The 17677-nt window shown below is 58.5% G+C and carries 14 protein-coding genes; 4 read left to right on the plus strand and 10 right to left on the minus strand.

The genetic code is table 11. The annotated features are described in order from the left end of the window. Window positions 1-187: 187 nt before the first annotated feature. From AAAX32_RS09430 to AAAX32_RS09450, 5 genes are all read right to left on the minus strand, one after another. Window positions 188-1303 carry an SIS domain-containing protein gene (locus AAAX32_RS09430; protein WP_349100653.1) on the minus strand — a complete coding sequence of 372 codons (1116 nt, stop codon included), beginning with the start codon at window positions 1301-1303 and terminating at the stop codon, window positions 188-190. 194 nt (window positions 1304-1497) lie between these two features. Further along, window positions 1498-2211, minus strand: a complete 714-nt coding sequence (locus AAAX32_RS09435; protein WP_349100654.1) for a GntR family transcriptional regulator — start codon at window positions 2209-2211, stop codon at window positions 1498-1500. Then, complete coding sequence (locus tag AAAX32_RS09440; RefSeq protein WP_349100655.1) at window positions 2196-2963, minus strand: GntR family transcriptional regulator; 768 nt, start codon at window positions 2961-2963, stop codon at window positions 2196-2198. Before AAAX32_RS09440 ends, AAAX32_RS09435 begins: the two co-directional genes overlap by 16 nt. A 38-nt stretch (window positions 2964-3001) precedes the next feature. Further along, entirely contained in the window at window positions 3002-3490 is a 489-nt protein-coding gene (locus AAAX32_RS09445; RefSeq protein ID WP_349100657.1) for a hypothetical protein, read from the minus strand. Window positions 3491-3738: 248 nt separating this feature from the next. Continuing rightward, window positions 3739-4767, minus strand: a complete 1029-nt coding sequence (locus tag AAAX32_RS09450) for a LacI family DNA-binding transcriptional regulator (protein ID WP_195568720.1) — start codon at window positions 4765-4767, stop codon at window positions 3739-3741. 183 nt (window positions 4768-4950) lie between these two features. On the opposite strand from AAAX32_RS09450, the gene murB reads away from it, so the two are divergent. Beyond that, a complete protein-coding gene (gene murB / locus AAAX32_RS09455; protein ID WP_349100669.1) occupies window positions 4951-5913 on the plus strand; it encodes a UDP-N-acetylmuramate dehydrogenase in 963 nt (320 codons plus the stop codon). A gap of 231 nt (window positions 5914-6144) precedes the next feature. On the opposite strand, the gene AAAX32_RS09460 is transcribed toward murB, so the two are convergent. Then, window positions 6145-7350, minus strand: a complete 1206-nt coding sequence (locus AAAX32_RS09460) for a hypothetical protein (protein WP_349100659.1) — start codon at window positions 7348-7350, stop codon at window positions 6145-6147. Window positions 7351-7616: 266 nt separating this feature from the next. On the opposite strand from AAAX32_RS09460, the gene galE reads away from it, so the two are divergent. From galE to AAAX32_RS09475, 3 genes are all read left to right on the plus strand, one after another. Continuing rightward, window positions 7617-8678: a UDP-glucose 4-epimerase GalE gene (galE, locus tag AAAX32_RS09465; protein ID WP_006235870.1), complete on the plus strand. Its 1062-nt coding sequence runs from the start codon at window positions 7617-7619 to the stop codon at window positions 8676-8678. A 209-nt stretch (window positions 8679-8887) separates the two neighbouring features. Beyond that, window positions 8888-10405 (plus strand): 4-alpha-glucanotransferase, encoded by a 1518-nt coding sequence (gene malQ / locus AAAX32_RS09470; protein WP_349100660.1) that lies wholly within the window; start codon window positions 8888-8890, stop codon window positions 10403-10405. Window positions 10406-10533: 128 nt separating this feature from the next. After that, on the plus strand, window positions 10534-12801 hold the full coding sequence (locus AAAX32_RS09475) for a glycogen/starch/alpha-glucan phosphorylase (RefSeq protein WP_349100662.1): 2268 nt from the start codon (window positions 10534-10536) through the stop codon (window positions 12799-12801). Between the two features lie 457 nt (window positions 12802-13258). Here the strand turns inward: AAAX32_RS09475 and ugpC are convergent, their stop codons facing one another. The 4 genes from ugpC to AAAX32_RS09495 form a co-directional block, all read right to left on the minus strand. Continuing rightward, on the minus strand, window positions 13259-14458 hold the full coding sequence (ugpC, locus tag AAAX32_RS09480; protein ID WP_349100663.1) for a sn-glycerol-3-phosphate ABC transporter ATP-binding protein UgpC: 1200 nt from the start codon (window positions 14456-14458) through the stop codon (window positions 13259-13261). Between the two features lie 68 nt (window positions 14459-14526). Further along, window positions 14527-15366, minus strand: a complete 840-nt coding sequence (locus AAAX32_RS09485; protein WP_006235865.1) for a carbohydrate ABC transporter permease — start codon at window positions 15364-15366, stop codon at window positions 14527-14529. After that, on the minus strand, window positions 15366-16220 hold the full coding sequence (locus AAAX32_RS09490; RefSeq protein WP_055285610.1) for a sugar ABC transporter permease: 855 nt from the start codon (window positions 16218-16220) through the stop codon (window positions 15366-15368). The genes AAAX32_RS09485 and AAAX32_RS09490 overlap by 1 nt, the downstream gene beginning before the upstream one ends. A gap of 87 nt (window positions 16221-16307) precedes the next feature. After that, window positions 16308-17624 (minus strand): ABC transporter substrate-binding protein, encoded by a 1317-nt coding sequence (locus AAAX32_RS09495; protein WP_138341397.1) that lies wholly within the window; start codon window positions 17622-17624, stop codon window positions 16308-16310. Window positions 17625-17677: the final 53 nt, after the last annotated feature.

Raw genomic sequence — 17677 nt, forward strand, 5'->3', positions numbered from 1 at the left:
AGCCCTCGTCGGCGACCTTGTCGGCGAGCGCGGTCATCTTCTTACCGGTCTCGTAGAGCGCCTTGCCGTCCTCGAGATAGCCCTCCTGGTCGAAATGCATGATCTCGATCTTCTCGGTTTCCTTCATTTGTCTCTCCTTTCTGGGGTTGTCTCCACATCCCCCATGCCAACGGGCATCAAAACCCGCTTACATTCCGTAACACTCAGCCGCTTTGGCCTTAAGCGCATTGACTGACTCTTCGTAGCCCTCTGCCTTGACCTCCATTTGCTTGGAGACGGCATCGAGATACGGGTGCACGTCCCATGACTTCAGACGCTCGGCGATTATGGCCGCAATCGTCTGGAAGAACACAAGATTGGGAATTGCGCTGAGCAGCGGAGCCACCTGAGGTACCGCAACCTCATGAGCCCTACCCCTGGGATGGGCCGTGAGCAGCACCGTTTTTGCCGTAACGTTCGATAGCGCATCGGCGATATTCGCAAGACGCTCCGACCCCTGCGGATCGTCGACAATAAACACCAGGTAGCCTGGAGTTATCTGCATCTCGGGACCGTGAACGAACTCCTCGCCCTCGTGATGCATGGCAGGAATCTTGATGGTCTCGCTCAGCTTGAGCGCCGCCTCCTCGGCAACACCGTAGTTGGGGCCGTTGCCGACGACCATGGCGGGCATGTGCTCAGAAAGCTCGAGCATGCGGTCTTGGACATATGCCTCGGCGGTCTTGCACATCACGGCATTGGCATGGATAGCCTCGCGCAGGTCGTCAAGACGCTGGGCAACGCCCTTGGCGTCAATCGTTCCGCGCGCCTGACCGCCGTACACACCAAAGAGCACCAGGTACTCAACGAGAACCTCAACGCCCAGAGTCACAAAGTCCACCGACTCGACGCCCACACCGTAGTCAAGAACGATGTCAGCGTGCTCCTTGATGGGTGCCTCGACGTTTGCCGTGAGCGCAACTGCAGCCATATCGTGTGCGCGCATGTAATCGAGCGCCGCAATGGTGTTGGTCGAATAGCCACTCTGGGAGATGGCAATGTTGAGCGCATGCTGCGGATAGGTGTGTTCAAAATCGACGAAGGCCTCGGGCGTCACAACGGACACCTGCATTTGCAGGGCATCTTGCAGGTAATCGCGGGCGCAATCGGCAGCATGGCGCGACGAACCCGAAGCAACGATGCGCAGCGCGTCAAAAGAACCGGACTGGAAAATATCAACGAGCTGCGCTACCAGCTCAGACGAACGCTCGAGGTTCTCTCCCATGCGCACATGGGCAAGCTGAACGTAATCGAGCATCTTCATCGTCTCACCTCGTTATAAATCATTAGTATTTGATACCAATCACAGTTACAGGTTACGGCTTTTTGATACCTCTTTGTCGATTAATTTATCCCCATCGGCGAACGGTCGATTTTGAGCCATGTAAGGTTGTATATGCAGTCTGCTCAACGAATCAAAATTCCGTCAGCTTTTCAGCCCGTTATGCAAAAAATCAGCTAGTACGTATAGGTATATCCACCCGCATCACCGCGGTTAAACGACTTGACGTACTCGATCGCCTGGCCGCTCGCATCGAAGCTCACGCACTCAAGCGTCAAGGCAAGATCGCCCTGCTCCAGTCCAAGCAGGCCGGCATCTCGCGCGCCCAGCGCTTCGATATCGAGCTTTTCCTGTGCCATGACCGGCTTTCGGCCCAACATCTCATAGGTCTCGTACAAACTGAAGACCGACACGTCAATATCTTCGATTGTGGGAAACAGCAGGCACGGGATGAACGCCGTCTCAATCGATACGGGATCGCCGTTGACGCAGTTCAAACGCCGAATCGAATACAGCAAATCGTCCTCGGCAATGCCAAACAGGTTGGCATAATATGGGCCCGCATAACGCTTGGAACGCGCGAGGATACGGACGGACGGCTCGCCACCCGAAGCACGAACGGATTCGCGAAAGCCTCCTGTTCGCTCGTACGCAACGGGCACTTTCTGTGCCACAAACGCGCCCTTTCCGCGGACGCGTCGAATCTGCCCACGCCGAACCAGCTCATCGACAGCACTTCGGATGGTCAAGCGTGTCGTACCAAATTCCTCAGCGAGGTCTTTTTCGGACGGAATCATGGAACCCGTGGGATATATACCGCGCTCGATACGCTCCTCGATGCGGCGTCGAATGCACATATACACCGGGGTGGCAACTACTGTTTCAGCCATTGTTCACCTGCCACGCTCCTCATGCCGTTCTCTTCGCCGTTATCGGCAAAGCGGAACTTTGTGGGCAAAATCACCGATTTGCAATGCTCCACAAAACGCATGTCCTTATCAAATTCGATCGTGCTCTCATAGAACACCGGCGTTCCCTCTTCTTGCTGGAGCAGCTCGGCCTCTTCGGCGTTCAAACGCGAGATGGAGATATGCTCACGTCCATGCTCAACACGCACGCCACCTTCTTTGAGCAAGACATCGTAAAGGCTCTCACACTCAAAATCATGATCGGAAAGCGCGGGGCACAGGGACAGGTTAACGTGAGCCGTCTCGATTGACGCCGGCTCGCCCTCAATAAGTCGAACGCGCTGCATGCGGAGCAAAGGAGCGCCTACAGCCACCCCAAGCTTGTCAGCAAGCGTCTTATCCGCCTCGATGGTCTCGGTGGAAACCAGACGAGAAGAGGGATGCAGGCCGGCAGTCCGCACAGCATCGGAAAAGTTATACGTTTCCTGGAAGATGTTCAGCGGCTTAGGAGGACACAAATACGTACCCGATCCGCGACGGCTCTCGAGCGTTCCACACGAGATGAGCCGCGTGATACCAGCGCGCAACGCCGTACGCGAAACGCCGATCTCTTCGCACAGCACGCGCTCGGCCGGCAGGCGATCGCCGCCGGCAAGCTGATGGTGCTGGATATACCAAAGAATTCCCTCAACAGCACGATCTTTGGGGGGAATTGCATAAGATTCGCCTGCCATTGCACAGACTCCTCATTCAGAAACGTATGCCGCCAAAATTAGGCCAGCCCTCCCATGGCATCAAATTCGGCCTTGATCCTCTCGGCGACATTCCGATACGACTTATATAGGCTTGAATCGCGTTTGACTTCGTCGGTCATAACGGGAATCTCTAATTTGGAAACCTCGTCTTTTCCCATCTGAACCGCCACAACAACGCCCATACCAAGACACATATTACGTTTGGCAGCGTTCATTTTTGCCGCCTTAGCGGGATTTGCCAGAATACGCTGAGCAAATTCCTGTTTAGAGACCGCTTCATCGGCCTCCGGATCGCCCGCCTCGGCCACTTCGCACTGCAGCACGTCCGCATAGTCAAAAATCTTCGGCTCGCCGCCGCGCTGATGCACGGCCCACTTGCGACGCGTGGCATCCTGGTAGATAGCCGGCAAAAACGTAAACCGCGGCGGGTCCAAAATCGTATCCGTGATGGTAAACACATCGGGATCAAAGGCATCCTGCGGGTTTTTCTTCTTGAACAGCCCCATATCAGCCTCCCGTACTAGCATTAAACAACTCAAGCTGAATATAGCACCAATTTCAAGCCGCCGCTTTATCACATCGGTGCGTGGCGCCTATGGCTCGCCCAGCGGAAAAGTTCACGGACGAGGGCCGGGGTGCCTGCTTTGTTTTGAGAAGTGGGCTTCGCGAACTTCTCAAAACAAAGCAGGCACCCCGGCCCCACCGGCAAATAGCGGACACTCCGCATGCAATCTATGCAAACAAACAAGTACGCTTAGCTATATTCGGTAAGGTCGAGCACGCTGTCCTTCACGATAAGCGCCGGCTCCAGAACGACCTCTTCGGCACGTCTACCGCCCCTACCGGCAAGACGCTTGGACATGCAGCCAAAAGCATGCTCCGCAAGGACACCGGGATCCTGCTCAATCGCGGTCAGCGCCGGCTCAAAGAGAACGTCGGCCGCCGAGTTGTCGTAACTCACCACAGAGATGTCGCCCGGGATGCTCTTCCCCATCTCGTGCAAGCGCTTGAGCAAGCCAAGGGCAATGTTATCCGAGCTTGCGAACACGGCGGTGGCATCGGTTGCGAGCACCGCCTCCGAGGCCTCGTATGCGCTCGGAATGTAGTACTCGCTCTCAAACTCCAGGCGCGCGTCGATGGGCAGTCCCACCTCGCGCAGCGCGCGCTCATAGCCGGCGAGTCGCTTGCGGCCCGTATTGGAGCGACGCGCGTTAACCAGACAGGCGATGCGGCGATGACCCTGCTCAATCAGATACCGCGTAGCCATGTAGCCGCCCATCTCGTGGTCGAACATCACCTTGTCGCACTCGAGGCCCTCAATGGCGCGATCGACCATCACGGCAGGAATGGGCAGATGGCTCACTTCCTCGCGCAGGGCGCGATCGTCGGAGAACTCGTCACCCACCACCAGAAAGACACCGTCGACGCCGCGCGTCACCAGCTGGCGCAGCAGTTCCAAATCGTCATCGGCGCTTCCACCCGAGCTGGTAATAAAGAGCGCATAGCCGTCCTCGCGGCAGCGCTTTTCCAAGCTGCCGGCGAGCGAGGCAAAAAAGCGGCTCTCGATATTGGGAACGATAAGGCCCAGTGTGCGCGACTCGCGCATGACCAGGCTGCGCGCAATCTGGTTGGGAACATAGTGGTTGCGCGCCGCAACCTCCTTGATGAGCTTGCGGTTTTCTTCCGAGATGCGACAGGGCCGATTATTGAGAACAAGCGAAACCGACGAAGGGGAAAGCCCCACCTCCTGGGCGATCTGCTTGAGGGTGACTTTGTTGGCCATCTCGCTCCTTCCGGGTTTACGCGCAATCTCTTGAAAGTATAGCGACTGCCCATCTACCTCGGTGATAAACACTTTACCAATCCGGTGGACGGCTGTTTTATCGCCGCCAGCGCACCAAATCCGTCCAGGTGGGGTATATTGCAATCGATCGATGACAACAACCACCAAAAGGCGGATATCCGTATGCACGAGAACGACTTTTTTAACGAGGACCTGCTCTGCGCGCTCGCTGGCGTTGCCGGCGAGGACAACGTACTCATGAGCGAGCCCATGCGCGAGCACACCACGTTTAAGATCGGCGGTCCGGCCGACGTCTTTGTCACGCCCGATACCGAGCAGGGACTCGTCGCCACGCTTGACACCTGCTATCGCTGCAACTTGCCGCTTACTATCGTGGGCAACGGCTCCGACTTGCTCGTCGGTGACAAGGGCATCCGCGGCGTCGTCGTGGCGCTGGGCGAGGGCCTCTCCGACATTACGGTCGATGACATGCACGTTACGGCAGCAGCCGGCGCCTTGCTTTCCGATGTCGCCGCGGCGGCAGCCGAGGCCGGTCTCACCGGCATGGAGCCCATCTCGGGCATCCCCGGATCGGTCGGCGGCGCTTGCTACATGAACGCCGGTGCCTACGGTGCCTGCATGGCCGACGTACTGGAGTCCGTGCGTGTCTACAAGCCCGCTCGCATGCTCGACGACGGCACCCGCGGCAGCGGCAATATCATCGAGTTCGATGTCGACGAGCTCAACCTGGGTTATCGCAAGAGCCGCATCGCCGACGACGGCTTTATCGTGCTTTCGGCCACTTTCAATCTCGCCCCGGGTAACGCCGCGATGATCAAGGCCGACATGGACGACTACCGCCAGCGCCGCGAAGACAAGCAGCCGCTCGACATGCCGAGCGCCGGCTCCACCTTCAAGCGCCCCGAAGGCCACTTTGCCGGCAAGCTCATCATGGACGCCGGCCTGCGCGGCCACGCCGTCGGCGGCGCCCAGGTGAGCGAAAAACACTGCGGCTTCATCGTCAACGCCAACCACGCCACCGCCGCCGACGTCGACGAACTCATCCGCCACATCCAAGCAACCGTCAAAGAGCAGTTCGACGTAGACCTAGAACCCGAAGTCCACCGAGTAGGCGAATTCCTCTAATAAAAAAGAAGGCCCCGAAAGGGGCCTTCGCCATATTTATTCAGATAACCCAGTCCGGTGTGTGGCGTATTGGATCCGAGAGGTCCGTGGCTGCCCGGAAGGCATTAGGTTGATCGCGAGTTCCGCACGAGCCGGAGAGCACTTAATGTGCTCTCCGTGCGAGCAGGACTGTCCGAGCAGGCAACCTAATGCCTTCCGGGCAGCCACGGACCAACTTGCTTCAAGCCGCAGCTACGACAGCGCAATACCGCCGAGCCAGCCCCAACGCACGCCAGAGCCAGTGCCATAGAAGCTAATAAACGAGTCAAGCGACTTAGACGTAATGGCACCCTCGTTGCTCATAACGATGCCGCCGCCAACGTAGATACCCACATGACCGTAGATAAGGCCCGGAGCACCCGTGCCGCTGTGCGAGGAATCGGCCACGATCATGCCCACCTGCAGCGCCGAGCGGTCGGAGCTATAGCACCATGCGTTAAACATATCGCACGCGTTACCGCCAAAGTAGCCAACGCCGGCGTTACGGAAGACATTGGTAACCCACGCCGCGCACCAGTTCTGACCCGGCGAAGGCGTGGAGTAGCACGCGTTGACGACGGCCTGCTGTTTGCCCGAGCCGGCATTCTGTTGCGGGGTTCCGGGCGCATACGATCCGCCACCCGAGCTTGAACCACCCGAGTAGGAATTGTTCTTGTTCGCGGCAGCCGCGGCAGCGGCAGCCTTCCTAGCGGCCTCCTCGGCCTGGGCGGCAGCGAGGATCTCGGAATCGCGCTGAGCCATGAGCTCCTTGACGTCGTCGGAAAGACCGTTCAGCACGGTCTGGACTTCTTGCTGCTTGGCCTGCATATCCTGCATCTGAGCCGTCTGCTGGTCCTTGAGTTTCTCCAGGTCGGCCTTTTGTGCTTCGAGCTCGGTCTTCTGTGCGTCGAGCTCAGACTGAATCGTCTGGATATCCTCGATGGCGTCGCGGTCGCTCTTGTTGATCTTCTCAACGTAATGCGCGTTGGCGACGAGTTCCTCAAACGAGCCAGAGGCCAGCAGCAGCGACAGGATGTTCGTGCCGCCGGACTTGTAGCTGGCGGCCACGCGATCGGAAAGGTCGTTGCGCTTCTTCTTGAGCTCGGCCTTCTTTTCATCGATCTGGGCCTGCGTGTCGTCAATCTTGCCCTGGACATTCTCGATGTCGTTGAGGGTCTGGGCATTCTTGTTGGCCAGCGCCGCATACTCATTTGCGATGCTGTCGAGCTGGGCCTGAACCTCGTCGAGCTGGGCCTGGGCGGCATTCAGTTTATCGGTGGTTTCTTTGGAAGCCTCCGCCGCATGGGCGCGAGCGGGCAGGCCAAAAAGAACTGCCGCAGAAGCGGCGCCGAACAGGGCCTTGAGGGCAGTGCGGCGCGAGAGCTCCTGGGAAAGGATGGAATCGCTGTTTGGTGACATATGTACTCCGTTACATGTTTATTTATATGTCGCTCAACTCATACATATTAGCGTACATATGGCGCGTCCCAACGATTTCCACGAACGGCAGGAAACTACAAGGTCAGCGGCTCGTAAGCAAATGCCAAAGATCAGGTTATGCGTACGCAAGCTCTTCTATGAGTACGTTAGCACAATCCTCTGCTTTTCCTACAGCGCACAATTTGGGCGTCCCTGCCTGCGCTATACTCCCCTGAAGAAGTGTTCCTGATTCGATAGGAGACTACATGTCCAAAGCACTCGACCCCAAAGACACCTGCGTCCTCGTTACCGGTGGCGCCGGCTTTATCGGCTCGCACACCGTCGTTCAGCTGCTCGAGGGTGGCTACCAGGTCGTCATCGTCGATGATCTCTCCAACTCCAGCGCCGTCGCCGTCGACCGCGTCAAGACCATCGTGGGCGACGAGGCCGCCAAGAACCTCACCTTCTACGAGGCCAACGTGCTCGACCGCGATGCGATGAACAAGATCTTCGATACCCATCAGATCGACCGCGTCATCCACTTTGCCGGCTTTAAGGCCGTCGGCGAGTCGGTGAGCAAGCCCGTCGAGTACTACCACAACAACATCGAGAACACCCTGGTGCTCATCGACGTCATGCGCAACCATGGCTGCAAGTCCATCATCTTCTCGAGCTCCTCGACCGTCTACGGCGACCCGGACAACCCGCCCGTCACCGAGGAGGATCCTAAGAAGCCCGCGACCAACCCCTATGGTTGGACCAAGTGGATGATCGAGCAGATCCTTATGGACGTCCACACCGCCGACCCCGAGTGGGACGTCGTGCTGCTCCGTTACTTCAACCCCATCGGCGCTCATCCGTCGGGCCTGATCGGCGAGGACCCCAAGGGCATCCCCAACAACCTGGTGCCCTATGTCGCCCAGGTCGCCGTGGGCAAGCTCGAGGCCGTTCAGGTCTTTGGCAACGACTACCCCACCCCCGACGGCACCGGCGTGCGCGACTACATCCACGTGTGCGATCTGGCCTCTGGTCACGTTGCCGCCCTTAACTGGATGAACGGCAAGACCGGCGTCGAGATCTTTAACTTGGGCACCGGCACCGGCACCTCGGTACTCGAGGTCGTCGCCGCCTTCTCCAAGGCTTGTGGCAAGGAGCTGCCCTACGTGATCCGCGAGCGCCGCGCCGGCGACATCGCTGCCAACTGGTGCGACGCCTCCAAGGCCGAGCGCATGATGGGCTGGAAGGCCCAGTACGACATCGCGGACATGTGCCGCGATAGCTGGAACTGGCAGAGCCACAACCCCAACGGCTTCGCCGACGCCGAGTAGCAAAAAACCTACATACCGCTCTTGCCCCGATCTCACGTTGTGAGGTCGGGGCTTTTTCATGGCATGTAACCATTCGCCGAAAATCGACCAACTTTTTTATCTTGCCTGTACATGTTTAAACAACATGTTTTACAATAGGCGTATCGAATCAGAACATCGGAGGCGGACTGCACACCCATTGGCAGGCCGACCCCACAACAAGAAGGTTGGTGAGCGCATTCATGGAGCGTGCAAGCGGCGTCCTCATGCCCGTCTCATCTCTGCCCGGACCATACGGAATCGGCGGCTTTGGCTGGAATGCCTACGACTTCGTCGATTTTCTCGCCTCGTGCAAACAACATTACTGGCAGATTCTGCCCCTTACGACGACCAGCTATGGCGATTCGCCCTATCAGTCGTTCTCGGCCCGCGCTGGCAACCCCAACTTTATCGACTTTGCCGAGCTTATCGAGGCAGGGTATCTGGAGCAGCGCGATATCGATGGCGTGTATCTGGGATCCGACCCCAGCAATGTCGACTACGGTGCTATCTTTGGCGGCCGCCGTCAGATTCTCGACCGCGCCGCTGAGCGCTTTGCCGCCGACAAGCCAGCCGATTTCGATGACTTTATCCAAGCCAACGAGGACTGGCTCATCCCCTACTGTGAGTTCATGACCGTCAAAGAGGAGTGCGGTCTCAAGGCGTTTTGGGAGTGGCCCGCGGAGCTCCGCACCCGCGGCGAGGCTTCCGCCAAGGTCTGCGCCGACCATCCGGCGCGTATGCTCTACCACCAGATGACGCAGTACTTCTTCGATCGCCAGTGGAGCCGCCTCAAGGCCTATGCCAACGATCGCGACATTCTCATCATCGGCGACCTGCCCATCTATGTCTCGCGTGACTCCGTCGAGATGTGGGCGACACCTGAGCTCTTTAAGATCGACGCCGCCGGCAATCCCGTGAGCGTCGCCGGCACGCCGCCCGACCAGTTCTCGGCCACCGGCCAGTACTGGGGCAACCCCATCTACGACTGGGACGCCATGGAGTCCGACGGCTTCTCCTGGTGGGAGGGCCGCATTCGCGCCGCCCTCGACATGTACGACGTCATCCGCCTGGATCACTTCCGCGGCTTCGAGGCCTATTGGGAGGTGCCGTTCTCCTCGCCCGATTCGTCCTACGGTTCGTGGACGCAGGGTCCCGGCCTCAAGTTCTTCAAGACACTCGAGGAAAAGCTCGGCACGCTGCCCATCATCGCCGAGGACCTGGGCTTCCTCACCCCCGGCGTCATCGACATGCGCGACAACTCGGGCTTCCCCGGCATGAAGATCCTGCAGTTTGCCTTTGAGGGCACCAACTCGTACTACCTGCCGCATAACTACACCGCCAACACCGTCGCCTACGTGGGCACCCACGACAACGAGACGGCGCGCGGTTGGTTTGAGGGAACGGCCACCCCGCGTCAGCGTGAGCAGGCAGCCCTGTACACCCATCAGCAGGCGGGCGAGCCCATGGCAGATGCACTCAATCGCACCATCGCCGCCAGCGTGAGCGACACGTGCATCTACACCATGCAGGACCTGCTCAACTTGGGCAACGAGGCGCGCATCAACACCCCCGCCACGCTGGGCGGCAACTGGACCTGGCGCATGCTCGACGGCGCCATCACCCGCGAGCTCGAGCACAAACTCACCGACTGGACCGAGACCTACTTCCGCATCCCGTCGGAAGCCGGAATCGAGCTCCCTCAATAGAAGCCACCGCGCCCGACCCCACCCCATCATGCGGACGCGTCCGTTTTCCCCGCGCGAGGCAACTCCAATCCCTCGCGCGGGCTTCTTTTGAATTTCTGACATGCAATCAACCCATCACAGGAGGAAACATGCCCCGTATCAATCTTGCGGATCTTGCCGAGCAGTCTTTTGGCACCTCGCTCGAACAGCTCGACGACCGTCGCATTTACAAGCTGCTGGTCAAACTCGTGCAAGAGCGCTCCGCCGCCTGCCCGCTCAACAACGGCAAGAAAAAGCTCTATTACATTTCCGCCGAATTTTTGATCGGTAAGCTGCTCATCAACAACATGATCGACCTCGGCATCTACGACGAGGTTAAGGACCAGCTCACCGCCGCAGGCCACGACCTCAACAAGATCGAGGAATTCGAGGTCGAGCCGTCGCTCGGCAACGGTGGCCTGGGTCGCCTGGCCGCGTGCTTCTTGGATTCCATCGCCACGCTGGGCTTGACCGGCGATGGCGTGGGCCTCAACTATCACTACGGTCTGTTCCGTCAGCGCTTTGTCGACAACCAGCAGAAGGCCGTCCCCGACGAGTGGCTCGGTGAGCAGGACATCCTAGTCGACGATGGCCGCTCCTACACCGTCGAGTTCGGCGATTTTGCCGTTACCTCTAAGCTCGTCAACATCGATGTGCCCGGTTACGGCCAGCCCACCAAGAACCGCCTGCGCCTGTTCGACCTGGCGAGCGTCGACGACGGCCTGGTCCCCGGCAGCTCCATCGACTTCGACAAGACCGAGATCGCCAAGAACCTCACCTTGTTCCTCTACCCCGACGATTCCGACGAGCAGGGCCGCCTACTTCGCATCTATCAGGAGTACTTCATGGTGAGCAACGCCGCCCAGCTCCTGATCGACGAGGCCGTCGAGCGCGGCAGCAACCTGCACGATCTGGCCGATTACGCCGTTGTCCAGATCAACGACACGCACCCCACCATGGTCATCCCCGAGCTCATTCGCTTGCTCACCACTGAGCATGGCATCGAGTTTGACGAGACCGTGACCATCGTACGCTCCATGGTCGCTTACACTAACCACACGATTCTTGCCGAGGCGCTCGAGAAGTGGCCGCTCACCAGCCTGCGGAAGGTCTCCCCTGCCATCGCCGACATTATCGTCAAGCTCGATGAGATCGCGAAGGCCGAGCACGATGACCCGCGCGTCGCCATCATCGACGAGCACGACACCGTCCACATGGCCCACATGGACATCCACTTTGGCTTCTCCATCAACGGCGTAGCCGCCCTCCACACCAAGATCCTGGAGGACACCGAGCTTCATCCGTTCTACGAAATCTATCCCGATAAGTTCTCCAACAAGACCAACGGCATCACCTTCCGCCGCTGGATCCATGGGGCCAACCCCGCGCTCGCCAGCCTGCTCGACGATGTGATCGGCACCGACTGGCGCAGCACCGGCGATCTGAGCAAACTCGCCAAGTTCGCCGACGACAAGGACGTTCTTGAGCGCCTGGCCGCCACCAAGGTCGAGGCCAAGACCATCATGCGCCAGTTCATGGCGCTCGAGCAGGGCGTGACCATTCCCTCCAACGCCATCATCGACGTCCAGGTCAAGCGCATCCACGAGTACAAGCGCCAGCAGATGCTCGCGCTCTACATCATCTGGAAGTACCTCGATATCAAGAACGGCAACAGACCTAAGCACCCCGTCACCATCATCTTTGGCGGCAAGGCGGCGCCTGCCTACACTATCGCGCAGGACATCATCCATCTGATCTTGACGCTGTCGCAGTGGATTGCAAACGACCCCGACGTGGCTCCCTACCTGCAGGTTGTCATGATCGAGAACTACAACGTCACCGCCGCCGAGCGCGTGATCCCCGCCGCTGATATCTCCGAGCAGATCAGCCTGGCCTCCAAGGAAGCGAGCGGCACCTCCAACATGAAGTTCATGCTCAACGGCGCCCTAACCCTGTGCACGCTCGACGGTGCCAACGTGGAGATTGCCGAGCTCGTGGGCGACGAGAACATCTATACCTTTGGTGCCTCGTCCAAACAGGTCGAGCAGCTCTATGCCAACGGCACCTATGACGCCGGTGTGCTCTACCGCAAGCCCGGCATTAAACTGCTGGTGGACTTCATCACCAACCCGGCCTTTATGGCGACCGGCAATGCCGAGCGCCTGCAGCGCCTGCACGACGACATTAAGGGCAAGGACTGGTTTATGGCCCTGCTCGACATTGAGGAGTACATCCAGACCAAGGAGCGCGTGCTGGCCGACTACGAGGACCAGGACGCCTGGATGCGCAAGGCGCTCATCAATATCGCCAACGCCGGCACCTTCTCGTCCGACCGCACCATCTCCCAGTACAACGACGAGATCTGGCACCTGAACTAATTTCACTTCCCTTACCCATCCTCTTGAGAAACGGAGTCGTGGCGACACGGCTCCGTTTTTTGTGCCCGCACGTTACCCTGCAACCCGACTCGACCGAAGAATCTCGATCTGTAACAGCTACTCGGTAAAAACGGCCCCAGCTGTTACAGATTGAGACATACCGGCCCCTCCCCTTGGGTTTATCTCAATCTGTAACATCTAGCAGCTGAAATTCGCCTTTGGTGTTACAGATTTAGATGAAATGGTTAGCTCGGCGGAACCGTCTCGATCTGTAACATCTAACGTCCGAAATCGGCCCTACCTGTTACAGATCGAGACAAACGACCGGCCAGACAACCCCAACACAAAGAAAGGCTCCCCTCTCGCCCAGTGGACGGGAGGGGAGCCTTATATGTGACCGCGGCAAAAGGATGGCAATACCGCAGTCGACCAAAGGGAGGGCCTGGATGCACCGGGCCTAGATAAGGTTCTTGCCAGACACCTTATCGAAGAGATGGGTCGCGTTCTTCTCGAACTTGAACCAGATGGTGTCGCCAGCCTTGAGCGCGCCCTTGGCCTCGAGGTCGACGACGGGGATAATCAGGACAAACTGGCCGTCGGGAGCGGTCACGTGGACATGCTCGGTCGAGCCCATGAGCTCGGTCACCTCGACGGTGCCCTGGAGCGCACCCTCCTCGTCCTTGTCGGCAAGCAGGATCTGCTCGGGACGCACGCCGGCCGTAATCTCCTTCACGTCGCCGCCGTCCCAGTTGAGGGCAAGCTGAGCGCAAGTCTCGGGGGCGAGCGCCACGTTCATATCCTCGGTCTTGACGGTAAAGCCATTGCCCGAGCGCACCAGCTGGGCATCGAAGAAGTTCATCTGCGGCACGCCGATGAAGCCGGCGACGAAGATGTTCGCGGGATGGTTGAAGACCTCCTGCGGCGTGGCGATCTGTTGGACGACGCCGTCCTTCATGACCACGATGCGGTCGCCAAGGGTCATGGCCTCGGTCTGGTCGTGAGTAACGTAGATGAAGGTGCCCTTGATTTCGTGGCGCAGCTTGATGAGCTCGGCACGCATCTGGTTACGGAGCTTGGCATCCAGGTTGGACAGTGGCTCGTCCATCAGGAAGACCTTGGGGTCACGCACGATGGCGCGGCCGATAGCGACACGCTGGCGCTGGCCGCCGGAGAGCGCCTTGGGCTTACGGTCGAGGTACTCGGTAATGCCCAGAATCTCGGCAGCGGAGCGAACCTTGCGGTCGATCTCGTCTTTGGGAACCTTCTTGAGCTCAAGCGTAAACGCCATGTTCTCGTACACCGTCATGTTGGGGTACAGAGCGTAGCTCTGGAACACCATGGCGATGTCGCGGTCCTTAGGAGCGACGTCGTTGACGCGCTTGCCGTCGATGAACACATCGCCCGAGGTAATGTCCTCCAGGCCGGCGACCATGCGCATCGTCGTGGACTTACCGCAGCCAGAGGGGCCAACGAGGACGACGAACTCCTGGTCGTGAACGGTGAGGTTGAAGTCCTCTACAGCGAGCACACCGTCCTCGGTAACCTTGAGGTTGTGCTTCTTCTCCTCGGTCTTCTTCTTTTTGCCAAAGAAGCCCTTCTTTTTTGACTCGTTGTTGGGATACACCTTCTGAACATGTTTGAGAACGATCTCGGCCATGTCTCTACCTTTCGATATGCGGCGCCGCGCTGAGGGGCGCCGCAGAAACTTGCAAAACAGTTACGGCATCAGCCCTTGACGGCACCTGCCACCACGCCGTCGATGATGTACTTCTGACAGAGGATGTACATGATGACGATGGGGATAACGACCATCATGATGCAGGCCATCATGGGGCCGAGCTCGACGTGGCCGTAGCCGCCGCGGAAGTACTGGATCAAGATAGGAATGGTCTTGTACTTGGTGGAGTCGAGCGTAAGGTAGGGCAGCAGATAGTCGTTCCAGACCCACATGGTCTCGAGGATGCCGACCGAAAGATAGGTGGGCTTCATGATGGGAAGGACGATCTTAAAGAACACCTGGACCGGGTTGCAGCCATCAATCATGGCCGCCTCTTCGATCTCGAGCGGAATGTTCTTTACAAAGCCGGCGAACATAAAGACCGCCAGGCCCGCGCCAAAGCCGAGGTAGATAAAGCAGATGTTGAACGGCGTGTTGAAGCCGATGCGGTCCGCCAAATTGGACAGCGTGAACATGAGCATCTGGAAGGGCACGACCATCGAGAAGACGAACAGGTAATAGAAGAAGTTCGAGATCTTGCTGTTGACGCGCACTACGTACCAAGCACACATGGAGCAGCACACCAGAATCAGCACGACCGACGTGACCGTGATGATGAGCGAGTACATAAATGCCGAGGCAAAGCCCTGCTCGTTAAGGGCATGCATGTAGTTTGCGAGGCCGTTGAACGTCTCGGGCGTGAGCAGATCGAATGCCGTGGTGGTGCTGATTGCAGTTGCCTTTTTAAAGGAATTGAGCGCAATCATGAACACGGGGTAGATCCACGCGAGCGACAGAATCGTAAAGAAAATCGAGAGCGCGCGGTTGATAACCTTATCGCGTTTCATTACTGCTGCACCTCCTTGGACCTCGTGGCCTTAAGCTGAATCATGGAGATGGCTACGACCAGGATGCAGAAGATAACCGCCTTGGCCTGACCGATGCCCTGCCATGCGATACCGGCACGCGAATAGAACGTGTTGTAGATGTTCAGGGCGAGCATCTCGGTGGAGTGCGCGGGGGCGCCGCCGGTAAGGGCGAGGTTCTGGTCGAACAGCTTAAAGCCGTTGGTGATGGACAGGAACAGGCAGATGGTGATGGTCGGCATCAGGTTAGGGATCTTAACCTTCCAAAACGTCTGCCATGCCGTGGCACCGTCGACCTTGGCGGCCTCGATGTAGTCGGACGGAATGGACTGCAGACCAGCGATGTAGATGATCATCATGTAGCCGACCTGCTGCCACAGGGTCAGGATGATAAGGCCCCAGAAGCCAGCAGCAGAGTTAAGGGCGATGAGCTGGGCGCCCACGTTGGAGAGCAGGCAGTTGATCAGAATCTGCCAGATGTAGCCCAGCACGATGCCGCCGATCAGGTTAGGCATAAAGAAGATCGTACGGAAGATGTTGGTGCCCTTGAGCGCTTTGCGGGTGAGCGCCTGCGCGATGGCCAGCGCGATCACGTTGATGAGCACCGTCGACAGGAAGGCAAACGCCACGGTAAAGAAGAACGACGTGGCAAACTGCGGATCGGACAGTGCGCGCACGTAGTTCTCGATACCGACAAAGTGCGTGTTGTTGATGGTAATAAACTGGCAGAACGAGAGATAGAAACCCTGGATAAAGGGGATCACGAACCCGATCATAAACGCCAGACACGTGGGCAGCATAAAGAGCGGCCACCAGCGCTTGAGTGCTTTGCCCATAGAAGGGTCCTTTCAATATGCAGGGGGCGGGCAAACCAACGTCTGCCCGCCCCCTGTCGCTAATCAGATAGCTTGGGCAGCAACTGCTTACTCGGAAGCAGCCTTCTCGGTCTTCCAGCCATCGACGAAGGCGTTCTTGACGCCGTCCCACTTGCTGTTGTCGGCAGCATAGGCAATCAGAGCCTGCTTGAGGTTCTTCTTCCACTCCTCAGAGGGGATGTAAACGAAGTCCCAAGCGACGGTCTTCTTGCCGTCCTTGGCCATGGCAACGGCCTGCTGCGAGAAGACGTTGGTGGTCTCCTTAGCGCTCTTGAACGGGGCAGTCAGACCCATCTTGTCAGCGATGATGCTGGTGGCGGTGTCAGAAGTGACGCACCAATACATGAAGTCCTCGGTGGCCTTCTGGGCATCCTCGGAAGCCTGGGAGCTGACGCACCAGTAGTTCTCGCCGCCGGAGCACAGGCCCTGGTTCTCCTCGCCGTCGACACCGATGTAGATGGGCATCATGCCAATCTGATCGTCGGTCATGCCGGCCTTGGTGAGGTCAGCGTAGGCCCAAGAACCGTTCTGATAGAAGACGGCCTTGCCGGTTGCGAACTCGTTGGTGGCGTCGTCGCCGGTCTTGGAGGCAAGCTGCGAAGGATCGCAGGTGGAGTCGGTGATGTACAGGTCGAAAATCTGCTTGAAGTTGTCGAGATACTCGCCCTTGATCTCGTCGTCCTCCTGGTTGTGCTCCTTCTCGAACTCGTAGTAGAGCGGGAGGTTGGCGAGGTGGGTGGTGTAGCGCCAGCTGGAGGAGTCATCCATGCCGGCGGAAGTAAAGGCACCCTCAACACCAAGCTCGTCCTTGCGGGCCTGGATGTCGTCGGCACAAGCCTTCAGCTTGTCGAAGGAGTTGATGTCCTCGGCCTTGTAGCCAGCCTTCTCGAGCAGCTGCTTGTTGTAGATGATGCCGTAGCTCTCCTGGACCCAGTCGATACCCAGATCCTTGCCGTCGGACTGCAGAGCCAGGGAGTCGTCAATGAGCTCACCGCGAAGCTTGGTATCGGACAGGTCGGCGCAGTAATCCTTCCAGTTCTTAAGGCCGGTGGGGCCGTTGACCTGGAACAGGGTCGGAGCGGAGCTCTTGGACATCTCGGACTTGAGCTTCTCCTCGTAGGTGTTGGAGGCGGCGGTCACGATCTTGACCTCGACGCCCTTCTCCTTCTTATATGCCTTGGCGATCTCCTTCCACTCCTTATCGACCTCGGGCTTGAATTGGAGGAAGTAGACCTCGGCAGCGTCACCAGAAGCAGAGGAGCCGGAGCCGGCAGAACCACCGCAGCCCACGAGACCCAGACCAAGAACCGCAGCCGCGGAACCAGCAAAGCCCAGGAACTGCCTTCTGCTCATTTCGTTCTTCATTACAATCCACCCTTTCACACCGTGGCGGCACCCTTTGCCGCCGCCTTCGGAGA

Origin of the sequence: Collinsella sp. CLA-ER-H3 (assembly GCF_040092425.1) — a bacterium.
In the GTDB taxonomy this organism is placed as follows: domain Bacteria; phylum Actinomycetota; class Coriobacteriia; order Coriobacteriales; family Coriobacteriaceae; genus Collinsella.

Coding starts and splice junctions, on each gene's coding strand:
- AAAX32_RS09430 (WP_349100653.1), bottom strand. CDS start 1,303: ATGAAGATGCTCGATTACGTTCAGCTTGCCCATGTGCGCATGGGAGAG.
- AAAX32_RS09435 (WP_349100654.1), bottom strand. CDS start 2,211: ATGGCTGAAACAGTAGTTGCCACCCCGGTGTATATGTGCATTCGACGC.
- AAAX32_RS09440 (WP_349100655.1), bottom strand. CDS start 2,963: ATGGCAGGCGAATCTTATGCAATTCCCCCCAAAGATCGTGCTGTTGAG.
- AAAX32_RS09445 (WP_349100657.1), bottom strand. CDS start 3,490: ATGGGGCTGTTCAAGAAGAAAAACCCGCAGGATGCCTTTGATCCCGAT.
- AAAX32_RS09450 (WP_195568720.1), bottom strand. CDS start 4,767: ATGGCCAACAAAGTCACCCTCAAGCAGATCGCCCAGGAGGTGGGGCTT.
- murB (WP_349100669.1), top strand. CDS start 4,951: ATGCACGAGAACGACTTTTTTAACGAGGACCTGCTCTGCGCGCTCGCT.
- AAAX32_RS09460 (WP_349100659.1), bottom strand. CDS start 7,350: ATGTCACCAAACAGCGATTCCATCCTTTCCCAGGAGCTCTCGCGCCGC.
- galE (WP_006235870.1), top strand. CDS start 7,617: ATGTCCAAAGCACTCGACCCCAAAGACACCTGCGTCCTCGTTACCGGT.
- AAAX32_RS09475 (WP_349100662.1), top strand. CDS start 10,534: ATGCCCCGTATCAATCTTGCGGATCTTGCCGAGCAGTCTTTTGGCACC.
- ugpC (WP_349100663.1), bottom strand. CDS start 14,458: ATGGCCGAGATCGTTCTCAAACATGTTCAGAAGGTGTATCCCAACAAC.
- AAAX32_RS09485 (WP_006235865.1), bottom strand. CDS start 15,366: ATGAAACGCGATAAGGTTATCAACCGCGCGCTCTCGATTTTCTTTACG.
- AAAX32_RS09490 (WP_055285610.1), bottom strand. CDS start 16,220: ATGGGCAAAGCACTCAAGCGCTGGTGGCCGCTCTTTATGCTGCCCACG.
- AAAX32_RS09495 (WP_138341397.1), bottom strand. CDS start 17,624: ATGAAGAACGAAATGAGCAGAAGGCAGTTCCTGGGCTTTGCTGGTTCC.